The 17,258-nt window shown below is 53.9% G+C and carries 18 protein-coding genes; 12 read left to right on the forward strand and 6 right to left on the reverse strand.

Going from position 1 to position 17,258, the window contains the following annotated elements; translation table 11 throughout:
* The first annotated feature begins 423 nt into the window (after positions 1-423).
* Positions 424-1,389, forward strand: a complete 966-nt coding sequence (locus MLAB_RS02715) for a replication factor C small subunit (protein WP_011832890.1) — start codon at positions 424-426, stop codon at positions 1,387-1,389.
* Positions 1,390-1,396: 7 nt separating this feature from the next.
* Here MLAB_RS02715 and MLAB_RS02720 read toward each other — a convergent pair whose 3' ends face one another.
* A complete protein-coding gene (locus MLAB_RS02720) occupies positions 1,397-1,885 on the reverse strand; it encodes a tetratricopeptide repeat protein (RefSeq protein WP_011832891.1) in 489 nt (162 codons plus the stop codon).
* Positions 1,882-2,256, reverse strand: coding sequence for a HEAT repeat domain-containing protein (locus MLAB_RS02725; RefSeq protein ID WP_011832892.1), 375 nt, complete (start codon positions 2,254-2,256; stop codon positions 1,882-1,884). The genes MLAB_RS02720 and MLAB_RS02725 overlap by 4 nt, the downstream gene beginning before the upstream one ends.
* A 140-nt stretch (positions 2,257-2,396) precedes the next feature.
* On the opposite strand from MLAB_RS02725, the gene cfbA reads away from it, so the two are divergent.
* From cfbA to cobA, 9 genes are read left to right on the forward strand one after another with little or no spacing between them, the layout of a single operon-like run.
* Positions 2,397-2,810: a sirohydrochlorin nickelochelatase gene (gene cfbA / locus MLAB_RS02730; protein ID WP_048061986.1), complete on the forward strand. Its 414-nt coding sequence runs from the start codon at positions 2,397-2,399 to the stop codon at positions 2,808-2,810.
* Positions 2,807-3,952: a coenzyme F430 synthase gene (gene cfbE / locus MLAB_RS02735; RefSeq protein WP_011832894.1), complete on the forward strand. Its 1,146-nt coding sequence runs from the start codon at positions 2,807-2,809 to the stop codon at positions 3,950-3,952. Before cfbA ends, cfbE begins: the two co-directional genes overlap by 4 nt.
* Positions 3,953-3,954: 2 nt before the next feature.
* Positions 3,955-5,016, forward strand: a complete 1,062-nt coding sequence (cfbD, locus tag MLAB_RS02740; protein WP_011832895.1) for a Ni-sirohydrochlorin a,c-diamide reductive cyclase catalytic subunit — start codon at positions 3,955-3,957, stop codon at positions 5,014-5,016.
* On the forward strand, positions 5,016-6,419 hold the full coding sequence (gene cfbB, locus MLAB_RS02745; RefSeq protein ID WP_011832896.1) for a Ni-sirohydrochlorin a,c-diamide synthase: 1,404 nt from the start codon (positions 5,016-5,018) through the stop codon (positions 6,417-6,419). The genes cfbD and cfbB overlap by 1 nt, the downstream gene beginning before the upstream one ends.
* Position 6,420: 1 nt before the next feature.
* Entirely contained in the window at positions 6,421-7,035 is a 615-nt protein-coding gene (locus MLAB_RS02750; RefSeq protein WP_011832897.1) for a precorrin-2 dehydrogenase/sirohydrochlorin ferrochelatase family protein, read from the forward strand.
* Positions 7,032-8,306 (forward strand): glutamyl-tRNA reductase, encoded by a 1,275-nt coding sequence (hemA, locus tag MLAB_RS02755; protein WP_011832898.1) that lies wholly within the window; start codon positions 7,032-7,034, stop codon positions 8,304-8,306. Before MLAB_RS02750 ends, hemA begins: the two co-directional genes overlap by 4 nt.
* The gene (gene hemB / locus MLAB_RS02760; RefSeq protein WP_048061987.1) at positions 8,285-9,250 is read left to right on the forward strand and encodes a porphobilinogen synthase; all 966 of its coding nucleotides are present in this window, start codon (positions 8,285-8,287) and stop codon (positions 9,248-9,250) included. Before hemA ends, hemB begins: the two co-directional genes overlap by 22 nt.
* Positions 9,247-10,485 carry a glutamate-1-semialdehyde 2,1-aminomutase gene (hemL, locus tag MLAB_RS02765; protein ID WP_011832900.1) on the forward strand — a complete coding sequence of 413 codons (1,239 nt, stop codon included), beginning with the start codon at positions 9,247-9,249 and terminating at the stop codon, positions 10,483-10,485. The genes hemB and hemL overlap by 4 nt, the downstream gene beginning before the upstream one ends.
* Positions 10,478-12,106 carry a uroporphyrinogen-III C-methyltransferase gene (cobA, locus tag MLAB_RS10035; protein WP_011832901.1) on the forward strand — a complete coding sequence of 543 codons (1,629 nt, stop codon included), beginning with the start codon at positions 10,478-10,480 and terminating at the stop codon, positions 12,104-12,106. The genes hemL and cobA overlap by 8 nt, the downstream gene beginning before the upstream one ends.
* Positions 12,107-12,127: 21 nt before the next feature.
* Here cobA and MLAB_RS02775 read toward each other — a convergent pair whose 3' ends face one another.
* Positions 12,128-13,399, reverse strand: a complete 1,272-nt coding sequence (locus MLAB_RS02775; RefSeq protein ID WP_048061988.1) for an ATP-binding protein — start codon at positions 13,397-13,399, stop codon at positions 12,128-12,130.
* 94 nt (positions 13,400-13,493) lie between these two features.
* Here MLAB_RS02775 and MLAB_RS09680 point away from each other — a divergent pair, with 94 nt between their 5' ends.
* A complete protein-coding gene (locus MLAB_RS09680; protein WP_048061989.1) occupies positions 13,494-13,679 on the forward strand; it encodes a hypothetical protein in 186 nt (61 codons plus the stop codon).
* Positions 13,680-13,973: 294 nt separating this feature from the next.
* Here MLAB_RS09680 and MLAB_RS09550 read toward each other — a convergent pair whose 3' ends face one another.
* The 3 genes from MLAB_RS09550 to dapA all read right to left on the reverse strand — a co-directional run bounded on the left by MLAB_RS09550 (position 13,974) and on the right by dapA (position 15,950).
* Positions 13,974-14,147, reverse strand: coding sequence for an indolepyruvate ferredoxin oxidoreductase subunit alpha (locus MLAB_RS09550; protein ID WP_011832903.1), 174 nt, complete (start codon positions 14,145-14,147; stop codon positions 13,974-13,976).
* Between the two features lie 161 nt (positions 14,148-14,308).
* Positions 14,309-15,064: a 4-hydroxy-tetrahydrodipicolinate reductase gene (gene dapB / locus MLAB_RS02790; RefSeq protein WP_011832904.1), complete on the reverse strand. Its 756-nt coding sequence runs from the start codon at positions 15,062-15,064 to the stop codon at positions 14,309-14,311.
* Positions 15,057-15,950, reverse strand: coding sequence for a 4-hydroxy-tetrahydrodipicolinate synthase (dapA, locus tag MLAB_RS02795; RefSeq protein WP_011832905.1), 894 nt, complete (start codon positions 15,948-15,950; stop codon positions 15,057-15,059). The genes dapB and dapA overlap by 8 nt, the downstream gene beginning before the upstream one ends.
* A 130-nt stretch (positions 15,951-16,080) precedes the next feature.
* Between dapA and MLAB_RS02800 the strand changes: the two genes are divergently transcribed.
* A complete protein-coding gene (locus MLAB_RS02800; protein ID WP_011832906.1) occupies positions 16,081-17,184 on the forward strand; it encodes a DUF362 domain-containing protein in 1,104 nt (367 codons plus the stop codon).
* Positions 17,185-17,258 lie beyond the last annotated feature (74 nt).

Consider the following 17,258-nt stretch of genomic DNA (forward strand, 5'->3'; position numbering starts at 1 on the left):
TTTCACCACCGAAAATAATCACAAAAATTTGATCAAAACTGATCGCCGAAGACCCAAAATGGAATCGAAATACCTCTCTGCGAGTGGAAACTCATCGATTTTTGCACATGTTTTTTGTGGGGATTTCTCATGTTTCCTCACCCAACAGTATCCTTCCAGAACTTCATATTCAACCTCCTTCCTCCCTCCCTCCGTTCCTGTCCCTTTTTTCGTGCATTTCGTGTGATGAGTGATACCACCCAAATACTCCCGTACACCAATGCTAAGAGTACACCCAAAAAAATACACGAATACGAAAAGATTTAGTCGCCGCCTCATTATCCACCCTACCATTCGCAAATCAAAGATTTGCTCGGCTAAGGGACCTAAAGGTCCCCGCCTGTCGAATGATTAATTGGTTGTAACGTCCAACAATCATTCATCATGGATGTCTCCCCCGAAATCTGGATAGAAAAATACCGGCCCAAAAATCTCGCCGAGGTCGTCGGTCAGCAGGATGTCGTCGAAAGGCTCCGTTCCTACGTCGCGACCAAGGCCCTTCCCCACCTCCTATTTACCGGTTCGGCAGGCGTCGGGAAGACCACCTGTGCCGTAGCGTTGGCCCGCGAAATGTTCGGCGATACCTGGAATATGAACTTCCGCGAACTCAACGCCTCGGATGAACGGGGTATCGACGTCGTCAGAAACCAGATCAAACAGTTTGCAAGAACCGCTCCCCTTGGCGATGCAACGTTCAAGATCCTCTTTTTAGACGAAGCGGACGCTCTTACCCAGGATGCCCAGGCCGCCCTTCGCCGGACTATGGAAAACTACGCCGAGACCTGCCGTTTTATCCTCTCATGCAACTACTCCTCGAAAATAATCGACCCCATCCAGTCCCGCTGTGCGATCTACCGGTTCAGACCGCTCACCGACGAGGCAATCTCCGAAGAGATCGCACGGATCGCAAAAAAAGAGGGCATCACCATCGATGAAGGAGCCTATGTCGCGATAACCTACGTCTCGCTTGGAGATATGAGAAAAGCGATCAATGCTCTTCAGGGTGCCGCCATCGTCTCGGATCACGTCACCGCCGAAAACATCTACGCCATCACCTCCAACGCAAAACCCCAGGAGATCACCGACCTCCTCGCCCGCTGCCTCGAGGGTGACTTCGAGACCGCCGAACGTATGCTCCACGCACTGATGTACGACAAAGGCATCGCGCCGAACGAACTCTTGAACCAGCTTTACCGCGAAATCTCGCGTTCCGAGACCCTCGACCGCCGGCTCAAAGTCGATCTGATCGATCACCTCGGCGAAGCCGACTTCCGGATGAGCGAAGGGGCCGACGCCGACATCCAGATGGACGCCCTGCTTGCCCGGATCGTCAGATCAGGCATGAACTAAAAAAAATTTAAAACCCGCTTTTCTCCAGCTCGTCGCCGATTCTTGCGAGCAGCAGTTTATCCCCGTCAAGTCGTGCAAGATCCTCCGCGGCCGTGAGGTCGATGATCGCCTCCTCGATCTCCCCCTCTTCGAGCCTGATCAGACCGCGGCCGAGATAGGCAAGCGCCGACCAGTGGGGATCATCCTTTCCCGCGTCGCTGAGGATCTCCTCGAAATCCTTTCGTGCTTTTTCGAGATCGCCGGCCTGCAGAAAAAGATCTGCCCGGTTATACCGGATCGGATATGCGGACGGGCTGCGGGAAAGAGCACTCGTATAATCGGATATTGCCTCGCCTGCGGCGCCGGTCTCCTGATAGCAGACGCCGCGGTAATAATAATAGTTCACATTCTCCGGATTTTCCAAGAGCGCATCCGTAAAGCATCCGGCCGCCCCGGAAAAATCCCGGGCCGCAAACAAAACGAGACCCTTCCGGAAAAGCTCTTTGTCGGTATTCATATCTTCCAGCCGGACAGCACGCCGACCGTGATCCGCCGGACGAACGGATTTTCATCATTGAGCATCGGCGAAATGATCGGCTCGAGTTCTATTGTGCCGCAGCGTCCAAGCGATTTGACCGCCATATACCGGACGTGATCCTTTTCGTCGGAAAGAAGGGGCGTCAAAAGCGGAATTCCTGACGGATCGGACGTGAATCCGATGATCTCCGCCGCCCGATATCTGAGCCTCCATTCGGGATCGTTCAACAGTGGGCGGACCGCTTCGATCGCTGCCGGACCAAGCTCCCCGAGTTTTTCTGCGGCGAGACGCCGGTCTTCCTTTTCCTTTGAACGGAGAAGGATGAGATACTCTGGAGGTATTGATGTCATACGTAGATTGTACAAATCAGGTCATATTTCATACTTTCGATTTTTATCATACGAACGTACATCCGTCAACTGCACTAATATTACGAGTGAGAGCAATTAGTCATACTACTTTATGAGGATACATGACCAACCAAAAACATATGAGTGCAAAAGGTCTCCTGCTGGTCGGTCACGGAAGTCGGCTCCAGTACAATAAGGAGCTGATCACGACCACCGCCGAGATGATGAAGGAAAGCGGGGGGGATTATCTGATCAAATCCTGTTTCCTCGAATACAGTAATCCTACCGTTGCCGAAGGCCTCGACCTGATGCGTAGCGAGGATCTGGAGATTTTGATCGTCGTCCCGCTGTTTCTCGCAAAAGGGATCCATATACTGCGCGACATTCCAAAGATTCTCGGGCTCGAAGCCGGAAAGAAACGCGGAACCTTTACGCTTGCCGACGGCCGCGTGGTCCCCCTCGTCTACGCTGAACCGATCGGGATCGATCCGCTGTTAGCAGAACTGATGCTCAAGAATGCGGCCAATGCCCTCACTCTTCCGGAGGATGCATGAAGGTCTTGGTTCTCGATACGATCCACGGCGGAACGATCCTCGCAGAAGCCCTTCTTCGAAACGGCGATGACGTGGACGCTTTGGATGTCTACCGCGGCGTCGGCCTCACGCCCGAAGAAGCGGCGTCCCGTCAGTATGATCTGATCACATCCCCGGTCCATCTCGATCCGGCATATCCCCTCCTCAATACAAAGACCCCGGTAATCTCCCACCATGAAATGACCCGCCGCCTTGCAGGCGACCTTCCGGAGACCGTCATTGAAGTGACCGGCGCCAAAGGAAAGACCACCACCTCTTTTGCGGTCGCTTCTCTTTTCACGACGAAAGGCGTGCTCCACACCAGCAGAGGGACCTATGTTTATCCGGAAGGGACCTTCCTCTGGAAGAAAAGCATCACGCCGGCGTCGGTTCTGCTCGCCGCCGGAGGAGCGAAGACGCACGACGCAAAATGGCTCGTTGCTGAAGTCTCCGCCGGCGTTACCGGGATCGGGACACTCGGCATTCTGACCTCGGCCGACGATTATTCGATCGCCGCAGGAAAGAAGAGCGCCCTTGCCGCAAAACTCGAGTCGCTTGCAAAATGCAAAACCGTGCTCGTCCCGCGTGGCGTCACGCTAAAGGAGGGGTGGCACGTCATCGACGATCTCGTCTCCGTCGAGGGGGACGTGCTTTCCTTTGACGGCGGGTCGTTCAAAAATCCCCTTCTTACACTTGCCGGATACCGCGAGCCGCTCAAATGCGCCGCGGCCGCCGGTCTTCTGCTCGGTCTGGACCCAAGCCGGCTTGCCGGATTTACCGCGATCGAAGGAAGGATGCAGTATTATCTCGAAGACGGCGTGCCGTTCCTCGACAACGCAAACAGCGGAACGACCAGGGAGACCACGCTCGATGCGGCCGCATATCTTCGCCGGCTTGTTCCGGACAAAGAGATCGTTCTTGTGATCGGCGAGGAGCATAAAGCCGTCTGCGAAGGATTCCAGGATGACGCGATCCGCCAGACGATCGAAGATATCGCCCCGATCCAGACGATTTCCGTGAGCAAAAAAGGCGGTCTGAACTTCGCGGCCTCGAAGGCGCAGGCTCTTTCGCTTGCAAAAGAACACAACGCGGCGGTTCTGCTCGCCGTAAAAACCTGGAGGTAAAAATGCGCTACGTTCAGCCGCGTCCAAGCTCGATTGTTGCCGCCCTCTATACCCTTCGGGATCTGAACGTCGATCTCGCGATACTTCACGGCCCGTCAGGCTGTTCATTCAAGCACGCCCGACTCTTGGAAGAGGACGGGATCCGCGTTCTGACGACCTCGCTTGGCGATGAGGAGTTCATCTTCGGCGGGCAGAAGATCCTCGAAGATGTCCTCCAATATGCTGAAAAGGAGTTTTCTCCCCGCCGCATCGCCGTTGTCGGGACCTGTGTTTCGATGATCATCGGCGAGGATCTCGATGCCGCGATCGAAGCCTCCGGCATCACGACCCCTGCGATAGGGGTATCGATCCACGCAGGATTTCGCGAGAACATCGACGGGGTCATCGCCACCCTCGAGCCGGCGGCAAAGATCGGCTGGATCTCCGAAGAGGAGTTCGAGCGGCAGAAACTGGTCCTTGCCTCGGCGAACAAAACCGAGCGGGAACGCGGAGCTGCCTGTAAAACCTACATTGCCCCGTCCCGCGGCGATCTGAAGCACGTTGCCGCCGCCGAACTCGCAGAGCTACTTCGTTCCGGCAAAAAAGGCATGGCGATCATGAACGCAAAGAAGGAGACGGCGTATATGTTCGCCGATCATCTCTGCGCCGTGCATGAATGTGCGCCGGACGCGAATGTCACCTTTGTCGCAAACCTCGAAGCCCGCGGTCTGCCGAAAGTGAGAGGGGACGCCGCCATGATCCTTGCCGAACTCAATGAACGCGGCATCCACCCCGAACTCATCGGAGCTCTTGACGAATACGGCGGAAACGGCCCGCGGATCGCAGAAAGGATCGCGGAAGTCAAACCGGAATTCCTCCTGCTCGTCGGTGTCCCCCACGCGGTCTCGCCCGAAGCTCTTGCCGGGATCAAAGTATTCTCCGTCACAAACGGACCGCGGCAGGTCCTGCCCTTAAAAGAGCAGGGGCATGCCCATGTCATGGTCGAGGTTGATCTTCATCCAAAGACGCTTGGCGTCCACAACATCGTCGAAAGCGAGTTCGGAGCCGTTCTGCGGAGCATGTGATGAAGTCGTTTTTGATCTCGGGAGACCGTTCCGGAGCCGGAAAAACCAGCATCACGCTCGGCCTTGCCGGCCTTCTTGCAAAGGACGCGGTCGTCCAGACCTACAAAGTGGCGATGGATTACATCGACACCTCCTATCTTTCAGGCGTCACCGGTCGTCCGTCCTACAATCTGGACACCTTCGTCCAGACCGATGAGGAACTCGCCGGCCTCTTTTCCTACGGGGCTGAAGGTGCCGACATCGGGATCGTTGAAGGAGTCCGCGGACTCTACGAGGGCCGCGATTCGTTCACTGACGTCGGCAGTACCGCCGCGATCGCCAAACGCTTCTCCCTCCCAACAATCCTCGTGATCGATGCACGCAGCATCACCCGGTCTGCGGCCGCTCTCGTAAAGGGATTCCAGGCGTTCGATCCCGATGTCAGAATCAAAGGCGTGATCCTCAACAACACCGGCGGCGGGCACCACGTGACCAAGGCGACCGAGGCGATCGAACATTACTGCGGGATCCCCGTTCTCGGCGCAGTCCCCCGAAGCCCGGAGATGGATCTGTCCATGCGGCATCTTGGTCTCGTTCCGTTCGTGGAGGGTATGCGGGATCCGGGTTTTGCAAAGACGATCGACGGCATCATCCGGCATGTCGGGGCCCACGTGGATCTCGACGCGATAAAGGCCCTCGCAGAAGACGTGACGCCGCAGCCAAACAACATCACCGCGTCCCTTGCCTCCCGGCCGGCGGCATCGCGAACGGTCGCGATCGCGTTTGACGAGGCGTTCACCTTCTACTACGGGGAACTCGAGGCGGTGTTGAAAAGTCAGGGATGCGATGTCGTGAGATTCAGCCCGCTCCATGACACGTTGCCGGAGGCCGACGGGTATATCTTCGGCGGCGGATACCCCGAGATGTTTGCAGAGGAGCTTTCAAAGAATGTTTTGATGCGGGAAGCGGTCCATGCAAAAGCTAAGGACGGAGTCCCCATCTATGCGGAGTGCGGCGGTCTGATGTACCTCACCCGGTCGATCACCCTGAAAAACGGCTGGCTGGGAAGAGAAGGAGACGCAGTCTATCCCATGTGCGGGATTTTTGCCGGCGACACCGTGATGCCTGCCGGAAAAACCCTTCGATATGTGGAAGGAACCGCCGTTCTTGCCGGAAAATCCTATCCTTTCAAAGGACACGAGTTCCATTACAGCGGCGTTTCGATGGATGCAGACAGCCGTTTTCTTTACACGCTCTCGCGGGGAACCGGCATAATCGACGGAAAGGACGGCGTCGTTTTCAACAATGCGCTTGGTTCCTACACCCATCTTATGCCGGTCTCGGCAGAAGGCATCTTAGCGGAGATATTCGGAGAAGAGCGTGGAAAACAGTACATTAAAGCAGATTCCCCGCAGACGTTATAGTATGATTCCTCTCTTCCTCGACCTGTCGGCATCCCGTGTCCTCGTGTTCGGCGCAGGAAGCGTGGGTATTCGAAAAGCCCGCCATTTTACCTCGGCCGCCAGAATGACCATCGTTGCCGAAGATCTCTCTCCCGAGGTCTTTTCCTTTAAAAACGCATCCATCAAACAGCAGGCGATCGAAGATATGGAGAGCGAGGATCTCGAGAAGCTGATCGACCGACACGACATCGTGATTGCCGCCCTTTCGGATGAAAAGGAGAATGAGCGGTTGTGCAGTCTCGCAAAAGCAGCCGGAAAATTATACAACAATGCGACCGGAGAGGGAAACATCCGGATCCCGTCGGTTGTCTGTGGGGCCGAGTATCAGATCGCCGTCACGACCGAAAAATCGGCCCCGGCGGTCCCGGCATTTATCCGGTCCTTTCTTGAGGAAAACCTTCCCTGGCTGGACAACATGGTGCTCCTCCAGAATACGCTTCGCGAAGAGCTGAAAACGACGATCCCCGACCAGGCACGAAGGGCAGAGATCCTTCGGGCCGTGATCGACGATGCGGAGATACAAAACGCCTGCATAGCCGGCGTTCCCTCAACCGAAATCTGTAAAAAATATCTATGACCCGCACACTTCTTACCGACATCGCGGTGGCGACCGCAGATCACAGTAAATACGGCGAGGAGGTTCTCGGCCTTTTCAGGTTTAAGGACGAGACGGCCTTTTTCGAGAAAGCTTCGAAGATATTTCCCGGCGTGGTTCTTCTTGAGACCTGCAACAGGGTCGAGATCCTGGTACACGGGAGCGCCAAGCAGCTGAGGGACTTCCTCCACGGCGAACAGAGGTTCGGGTTCGATATCCTCGAAGGCGAAGCTGCCCTCATGCATCTCCTGGAACTCGCCGCCGGGACGAAGTCGATGATCATCGGCGAGGATCAGATCCTCGGACAGATGCGGCGTGCTCTCCTCCTTGCCGAGTCGCACGACACCAACGACGTCATCACCGATGTCTGTCTGAACACCGCGATCCGGGAAGGCGTGTCGATTCGGCAGAAGACCTCCATCAACAAAGGAGCAGTATCCATCGGTTCGGCCGCGGTTCTTCTTGCCGAGGAGCTGATGGGCGATCTCGACGGAAAAAACATCCTGGTCGTCGGCGGCGGCGAGATGGGAACACTCGTTGCCCGGGCCCTCTGCGAGAAAAATCTCCGGGCAATCTATGTTACAAACAGGTCCTTTGACCGGGCCGTCCTTCTCGCAGAAGAGATCAAAGGCCGGGCGATGCGGCTCGACCAGCTGTATCCCTGCATAGCTCTTTCAGACGTCGTCATCTCCTGCACGGGAGCTCCGCATTTGATCATCCACGCAGACGAACTTGCCGAAACGATGAACGAGAGGTTCTGGCCGCTCGATCTCGAGCCGCGGCATCTTCTTTTGATCGACATTGCCCAGCCGCGGGACATCGACGACGCCTGCCGGGACGTTCCCGGCGTCTCGCTGAAAACGCTCGACGATCTGAAAAGCATCTCGGAAAAGAATCTGGCCGCACGAAAGACCGAGTGCGAACATGCGGACGTTCTTGTCAAAGCCGCTCTCCCGGAGTTCATCAAGGCCTTCAACCGTGCGGCATCCGGCGATCTGACGAAGAACCTCTACACGTGGGCAGAGGAGATCCGTCAGCGTGAAAAAAACAAGGCGCTTTCCCGCCTCCGGGACGCCGACCCCTATCTTGAATCGGTGATCGACGACTTAACAAGCGCTCTTACGAAAAAACTGCTCGAGGATGCGGCGAAAAGCATTCGGGCGAGCGCAGAATGTACCGACACACAGACCGCAGAAATCCTCCTCAAAGCAATAATTTCAGGTGAAGTATCATGTATCCGCAGATCAGAATGAGAAGACTCCGGCAGAATATCCTTCAGCCGATGTTCAAGGAAACGAGACTCGTAAAAGATGAACTGATCATGCCGCTCTTTTTCGACGAGAACGCGGTAAAGCCGGTTCCGATCGCCTCCATGCCCGGCCAGTTCCGGCACCCTCTTTCCTGTGCCGAAGAGGTCGCAGAAGAGATGAAGGCCGCAGGTCTTCGCGCCGTTCTTCTGTTCGGGATCCCGAAATGCAAGGACACCGAAGCTTCCGGTGCATTTGCCGAAAACGGCATCGTTCAGGAAGCAACACGGCGGATCAAAGCCGCCGTGCCGGATCTCATCGTCATCACAGACACCTGCGCCTGCGAATACACCTCGCATGGACACTGCGGGATTTTGTGCGGAAAAGAGCTGGACAACGACGCGTCCCTTCTCTTGATGGAGAAGATCGCGGTCAGTCAGGCCGCGGCCGGCGCCGACATGGTCGCCCCGTCATGCATGCTGGACGGCCAGGTCACGGCGATCCGCGAAGCTTTGGACGAAGCGGGTTTTTCGAACACCCCGATCATGTCCTACTCGACCAAATTCGCGTCAGCCCTGTACGGCCCGTTCCGTGAAGCGGCCGACTCGGGATTCTCGTTTGGAGACCGGACCAGTTATCAGATGAGCCCGGCAAACCGCAGGGAAGCGATCCGTGAATCCTATCTCGACGAGATGGAAGGAGCCGACATCCTGATGGTGAAACCCGCAGGATTTTACCTCGACATTCTGCGGGATGTGCGGGAGTCCACGGATCTGCCGGTCGCCGCCTATCAGGTATCAGGCGAGTATTCGATGATCAAAGCCGCCGGCATGAACGGCTGGATCGATGAAAAGAAGATCATGATGGAGTCGCTTCTTGCAATCAAACGTGCAGGGGCCGACTTGATCATCACCTATTTTGCAAAAGAGGCCGCGGAGATGCTGCCATGAAAAGTGAAGAGTTATTTACCACAGCAAAGACCTGCCTTCCGGGCGGGGTCTCAAGTCCGGTGCGTGCAATCAAACCGTATCCGTTTTATGTAAAATCCGCCAGAGGCGCAACGCTCGAGACAGAAGACGGGGAATCACTCGTCGACTGCTGCATGGGATACGGTCCTCTGCTTCTCGGTCACGCACATCCGGCCATTCAAAAGGCGATCGAGGCACAGCTCGACGCCGGCTGGCTCTACGGCACGCCGACGAAGCTCGAGATTGATCTTGCGCAGAGGATATGCCGCGATCACCCCTCGATCGAGATGCTCAGATGCGTTTCGACCGGTCTTGAGGCCACGCTTGCCGCGATCCGGCTTGCCCGGGGTTTTACCGGAAAATGCGGGATCGTGAAGCTCGAAGGCGGGTTCCACGGAGCCCATGACGCGGTTTTGATTGCCGCAGGAAGCGGGGCAACCACGCACGGAACGCCCGACTCGCTCGGCGTTCCCCCGTCCTTTGCCGCCCAGACCCGTCAGGTCCCGTACAATGATCCCGAAGCACTCGAAGAGCTGCTTTCAAAGGACAAAGAGATCGCCGCATTCATCCTCGAACCGGTGATGGGAAACGTCGGGCCGGTCCTCCCGGACGACGGCTATCTCTCCGCGGTCCGCGAGATCACGAAAGCTCATGACGTTCTCCTCATCTTCGACGAGGTCATCACCGGATACCGGGTCGGTATCGGCGGAGCACAGAAAAAATACGGCATAAAACCCGATCTCACCACGCTTGGAAAGATCACCGGTGGTGGTCTCCCGATCGGCGTGTTCGGCGGCAGACGAGACATTATGGAGCTCGTTTCGCCCTCGGGCGGCGTCTACAACGCCGGAACGTTCAACGGCAATCCCCTTTCGATGGCGGCAGGCATCGCGACCAACGTCTACCTCCACGAAAACGAGAGTCTGTATGCAGAGCTCGACGAAAAGACCCGGGCGATCGAAGAGTCGCTGCCGGCAAAGGCTTCCGGCTCGTTTGTGAGACTCGGTTCACTCTTCAAGTACTTCTTCAGAAGCACGGCTCCAAGAAACTATCTCGAGGCAAAGGAATCGGACACCGCCGCTTTCCGCGTATTCTTCGAGAAAGCGCTCAAAGACGGCGTGTTTATCCCGCCTTCGCAGTTCGAGACCAACTTCCTCTCGACTGCCCACGACGCATCCTCTATGGAGAAAATCATCTCGGTATATCAGCATGTCTAAAATACGGATCGGCACACGCGGCAGTAAACTTGCTCTTGCCCAAACGAAAAAGGTCATCGGTCTTCTTGCGGAGAACGGTATCGACGCCGAGTATGTGATCATCAAAACGACCGGCGACAAGGTCACCGACCGGGGTCTTCATCAGATCGGCGGGTTCGGGATGTTCGTGCGCGAACTCGACAATGCGATTCTCCGGGGAGAGATCGACTGCGCTGTCCACAGTATGAAAGACATCCCTGCAGAACGGCCCAAAGGCCTTCTCACGGTCGCGGTTTTGAAGCGCGATCCGCCGTATGATTTTCTGGTGATGAACGGCAAAGTAGAGGATCTGATGGTGATCGGGACCTCGAGTCTGCGCAGAAAAGCCCAGCTTCTCCGGTATTTTCACAACTGTCCTGCGGTCAGGGTTGAGATGCTGCGGGGAAATCTGGACACGCGGCTTGGAAAGCTGGACGACGGGCTGTATGACGGGATCATGGTCGCTGAGGCGGGACTCATGCGGCTGGACTACAAGCGAAACGGGGTCAGACTCTCGCCGGATATGTTCGTTCCAGCGGCAAATCAGGGGACGATCGCGATCGTCAGCCGGGACACGCCCGAGCTTCGGGCGGCTTTTGCCCCTCTGAATGATCCGCAGTCGGCTCTGGACTGCGCGATCGAGCGGATCGTGATGGAACAGGTCGGCGGGGGATGTTTTACCCCTATGGGGATCTTCTGCGAGAATCAGCACCTGACCGCGGAGGTGCTTTCACTCGACGGGACCCGTGCCGAGCGGATCACTGCGGAGATCGGGGATCTTGAGGGGGCGAGGGTGGCCGGGATCAGATTGAAGAACGTCGGTGCCGAACTGATCGCCGAGGCAAAGCTTGCTCTCGGCGAGCCGGCCAAAAAAAACGGGAAGGTGTATCTCGTGGGCTCGGGTCCGGGAGGCCTTGGGCTTTTGACGTTCCGTGCCCGCGAGGTGATCGATTTGGCGGATGTGATCATGTATGATCAGCTGCCGGGTGACGAGATCATTGCTTCACTTCCTGCACGTGCGGAGAAGATCGATGTTGGAAAATACGGCGGTCATCACACGATGAAGCAGGAGGATATCGAAAAACTGCTCGTCGAAAAAGCACAGGCAGGCGGGATCATCGTCCGGCTGAAAGGCGGCGATCCGTTTTTGTTCGGCCGCGGCGGCGAGGAGATGGAGGTTCTGCGCGAGCACAACATCCCCTGTGAAGCAATTCCGGGGGTCACGAGCGGTATCGCGGTGCCTGAATGCGTCGGGATCCCGGTCACTCACCGGGATTTTGCAAGCCAGGTGACCTTTGTTACGGGCCATGAAAATCCGGAAAAGGAGGTTTCGTCGATCGACTGGAAGTGGCTGGCCGGAAGTCCCGGAACGATCGTGATCTATATGGGCGTGAAAAATCTCGGCAGGATCGCGGAACTCTTGATTGAAAACGGCAGGGATCCGCAAACGAAGATCGCGGTGATCGAACGGGGATTCCGCCCGGATCAGCGGGTGACCTGTGCCACGCTCGCGGATATAGGAGAGGTCTCAAAGAAGGTCGGGATGAAGCCGCCGGCGATCATCGTGATCGGCGAAGTGGTCGGGCTGTATAAGGAAGAATGAGTATTTTTCTCTTTATCATCTCTACCACGGATTTTCTCGTGAGATTAACCCCTTACCCGAATAATCATGACTAGATTTTATATCACTTAATATCTTCGGGGAATAACCAAATGGGACACATAAGCCATTGAGTATCCAGCCAGACATTAGGATGGGCATTTCTTCGGTTGCATGTTCGAAGGGATCGTTGAATATAATCTCTTGTTCTTTTTTTATAGAGTAGCAAATTCCATACTTTTTTACCGTATCATAAAATGTATTATCCCCCGTATCAAAATACATCAGACAATTACGTATATTTCTGTATTTGAACGAAAGAACATACTCTTTTTTATCGAAATATTTTGTCAGGAGATATTCTAAAACGGAATTCAATGTCGCTGTTATATAATAAAAAATTAGAAAAAAATCTAGAAACTTGAATCCTGTCAAATCATAATGTGGATTACATTTGCGCAGATTCAAAGCAATATCTTCACAATTCTCCGATATACACGGCATGAGAGGGAAAGAGAATTTCACACTGCCGTTTTTAAATATTTCGAGAATACCAGTGGCAGATTTTGGTTCAATTATGTCTGACCCAAATAATATTATCGAGTCGTGTGATAACATACTCCTTCCGAATCCACCTTTTTTGATAAAATGGGATTTGATATCTTCAAAATCATTAAAAGTTAACCGGTTTTGTTGTTTTTTGTTATATAATGTTATCATACAGAATGGCGATTTAGGCTCAAATTCATATATAGTATCAATTTTGAATTTCTCCATCTCATTTTTATATTCATTTCGTTTTTCAATCAATCTATCAATTGTTGAACGATCGGGTGCAACTGGAAGTTTGCTACTACCACTTCGTATGTAGACAGTACCTTTACAGATGTATGGAGGATCAATCCCCTCATCAACGAATATGACCAAAACCCCTGTTTCTATTTCGGAAGGATTACGAATAAAGCGGCATTCAAAAACAGGTGTTGGTGATACATCAGATTGGATTTTGTTAGCTATTGTTTGGCTAAAGTCTGCTTTTTCTCCATGAATGTTGACGATACCTCCACGATCATTTATTCCAATAAAAAGCCAGCCCCCTTCTGAATTTGCAAAAGAGGTTATTGTCTGGCAGAGATGTTTTATCTTAAAATTATCGTCCCATTGTTTCTTGTATTCTACTTTATATCCCTCTTGTATCCCCCTATCTGCGAGTTGGGATAAATGCTCATATTCAATCTCGTCTATTGAGAGAAAATTGCCATTTTCATTTATCAGAGGAGAGTAAAATTGTGACATTCTAATGTTCCTATCCAAATAATAGAGTCAATGATATTTATAATAGGTTACGCGGTGTTATTCTCCATCTAATTCGGGAAGAGTATTGTTGGGTGTGGAGACAAGAGATTATTTAACCGCGAATCTCCGCGAATTAACGCGAATCGCATTTTTCTTGCGCCTGCGTGCTCTGCTCCGGCTTATCGCCTACGCAGGAATCGCACGCCGTCTGGAAAAATGCTGGGGAAAAACCGGCGTGCCGGTTTTTCTCTCCGTAAAATTTCTCTTTGCGTGTAATTGAAAAAATAATGAAACAACAGAAAAACCCGCACGCGGGTTTTTCCGATAGCATTTTTCAAGTGAGGGTGCGATTCCTGCGTAGGCGATAAGCCGAAGCAGAGCACCCGAACGTAAGGAAAATGCGATTCGCGGGAATTCGCGGTTAACTATCTCATTATCTTACACAAATGCCGTACACGAAGTCAAAATGCTTCATGCACATATCAGCATTTTGATCGAGAGCTATCCGTCCCACTCTTTTTTTCAGCTGGGATACGGCAAAATCGGGTTTGAAATTCGAAAAGAAAAAAAAGGATTACTCCATGTGGATAGCGCTTTCTGGGCACTCGTCCACACAGGTTTCGCAGTCAACGCAGTCATCGACGCTGATTACCGCCTTGTCATCGACAAGTTCGATCGCTGCTGACGGGCAGATGTCCACACAGGTCGCACATCCGGTACATTTTTCTTTATTAACTACTGCTGGCATTTTTGGATTTACCTCGTATAATTACTGTATTTCTTATCCTAAGGGGAAATACATTTCGAGTTGGTGAAGGGCTGCTCTTTTCCAGTCGGTGTTCAAAGTAACTGAAATAAAAAATGATTTGGATTGGGAAAGATATGGATATCGAAAAAAGAAGGCCCGGGTTATAACCCGAGAACCTCTTTCATAGTATATACTCCCGGTTTCGCTTTGGGCACCCATGCCGCCGCACGGATAGCGCCTCGTGCGAATACCGCTCTATCGTAGGCACGGTGCGTCAGCTCGATCGTCTCGTAGTTCTGATGGAACTGGACCGTGTGGTCGCCGACCACATCGCCGCCGCGGATCACATGCACGCCGATCTCGTTTTTCCGCTCGGTCATACCCTCGCGTCCGTACATCTCCTCGCGTTTGCCGACCTCTTCCTGGATCACTTTCAGGATCGTCTTCGCCGTTCCGCTCGGAGCGTCCTTCTTGTACCGGTGGTGGGCCTCGATCACTTCGATATCGTAATCGCCCAGACGCGATGCCGCATCGCGGACAAGTTCCCAGAAAATGTTCACGCCGACGCTGAAGTTGGTCGTTTTAACGACCGGGACATTCTTTATCGCGTCAAGCAGCTCGGCATCCTGCTCCGGCGTGAAACCGGTCGTGCCGATCACTAAAGCCACGCCTTTTTTCGCAGCGATCTTTGCATTGATCATCGTCGCCGCCGCCACGGTGAAGTCGATCATCACATCGGGTTTGACCTCGTCGATGAACGCGGCAAGCTTCTCGGAAGGAACGACCGGTTTTCCAAGGACCGTCCCGTCCCGGATATCCACGCCGCCGACGAACTCCAGCTCCGGGTTCTCGATCACCATGTTCGCGATCATGGTTCCCATCCTGCCGAGTGCGCCGCAGATGATGACCTTAATCATAGCGGGAAAGCACCCCGCGAAGGATCGCCGTGTTCTGCTCGCCAAGCGAATCCAATGGAAGTCTGACGTTGCCTGAGTTGATCAGACCGCGGATCTCTGCGGCACGCTTGACCGGCACCGGGTTCACTTCCATAAAGAGCGCCTTGGACAGATCCATCAGCTCGTAATGCTTCTTCATCGCCGCCTTGACGTCGGATCTTCTAAAGAGATCGTACATCTCGACCAAGCGCTTTGGCTCGATGTTTGCCGTAACGGAAATACAGCCGTGGCCGCCGACCGAAAGGACCGGAAGCGTCAGCGAGTCGTCGCCTGACGTAAGGATGAACGGATACTCGCGGTCGAGATCCTGGGTGCCCTGGATGATCGCCATCATCTGGTCGAGATTTCCGCTGGCTTCCTTAACGGCGACCAGATTTGGAATCGTCTCCACCATCTCGATGATCAGATCGGCAGGCAGGTTCTGACCGGTACGTCCCGGGATGTTGTACACAATGACCGGAAGACCGATGTCGGCGACCTTGCGGTAATGCTTCAGCAGACCCGATCTGTTCGGCTTGTTGTAATACGGGCTGATCAGAAGTACACCGTCTGCTCCGGACATCTTTGCAGCACGGGTCATCAGAAGAGCTTCTTCCGTATTGTTCGAACCGGTTCCTGCGATGGCAGGAATGCGGTTGCTCGCAGCAGAAACGGTTTCCTCAATGACACGAATGTGCTCGGCGTGTGTCATTGTTGCCGATTCTCCTGTCGAACCGCATGCGAGAAGTCCGTGAACGCCTCCGCGTATGACATACTCGATGCAGTTTCTCAGACCTTCAATATCGAGCGACTGGGACGCGTCGTCATTGAACGGTGTGATGAGTGCAGGGATTACACCTTCAAACATAGTACATTACCATTTGGTTGAACGAGATGATGTATTTTGCGCAGTCAGAGCAGTCTCTTTTAGGACACACGCATCTTGTGCCTGCCCCCTGCACGAAAAGATATTTTGTTCAGCGGTCGATGTACCATGAATGGAAGACGTCTATATCGCCCGGGCCGGGGCACAGTCACAGGATCGGAACACCGCAAACAAGATCAAGGCACTGTGTATGGCGGCAGGCCTTGAGAACATGGTGAACCGGGGGGATCTGACCGCAGTCAAGGTCCACTTCGGCGAACGAGGAAACGACGCATTCGTAAATCCGCTCCATGTCGCATCGATAGTCAAAGAGATCGAGGCGGTCGGCGCGAAACCTTTTCTTACCGATACCAATACCCTCTACCTTGGCGGTCGAAGGAACTCCGTCGATCATGCAAAAACCGCGGCGATGCACGGATTCTGCTATCCGGTTTTCGACTGTCCGGTGATCATCGCCGACGGACTTCGCGGGCAGAGCTTCACCCCTGTGGAGGTGTATGGAAAACACTTCGATTCGGTCAAGATCGCATCCGATATCGTTTCGGCAGACAGCATGGTGGTCGTTTCCCATTTCAAAGGCCATGAGGCTGCGGGATTTGGAGGAGCGTTGAAAAATCTCGGCATGGGCTGCGCCTCAAACGAGGGAAAACGTGAGCAGCACACGACCCGGCCAATGATCCTGGAAGACAAGTGTATTGTCTGCGGAGCATGCATGAATGCCTGTCCCGAGTTCTGCATCAGCATTGCCGGGAAAGCGGTCTCAATCGATCTTGACCACTGTATAGGCTGTCTGATGTGCATGAACACCTGTCCGGAACATGCGATCGACCTCGACTGGAAGGATGACGGCGTCGTGTTCGTCGAACGGATGATCGAGTATGCGGCAGGAGCGGTCGGCAATAAAACCGGGAAGGCCTTATACATCAATTTCTTAACCAACATCACGCCGCACTGCGATTGTACGCCGTGGAACGACATCCCGTTCGTTCCCGACATCGGCATTCTTGCATCTACCGATCCTGTCGCGCTGGACAAAGCCTGTTTCGATCTCGTGAACGGCGAGGAGGGGGTCTTTGGGAGCCTTCTGCCAGATCACCATCAGCCCGGAGAGGAGAAGTTTACCCGCGTCTGGCCGGGAACCAGCCCAATGCTGCAGATATCCTATGCAGAGGAGATGGGTCTTGGACGGGCTGATTACCGTCTGGTCGAGATTTAATTCTTTTTTTCGCGTAATTAACTGCGGTGATTTTTACACATAATCTTATCTGCATCAAAAATAAACCTTAAAAA

The organism is Methanocorpusculum labreanum Z (assembly GCF_000015765.1).
Taxonomy (GTDB): domain Archaea; phylum Halobacteriota; class Methanomicrobia; order Methanomicrobiales; family Methanocorpusculaceae; genus Methanocorpusculum; species Methanocorpusculum labreanum.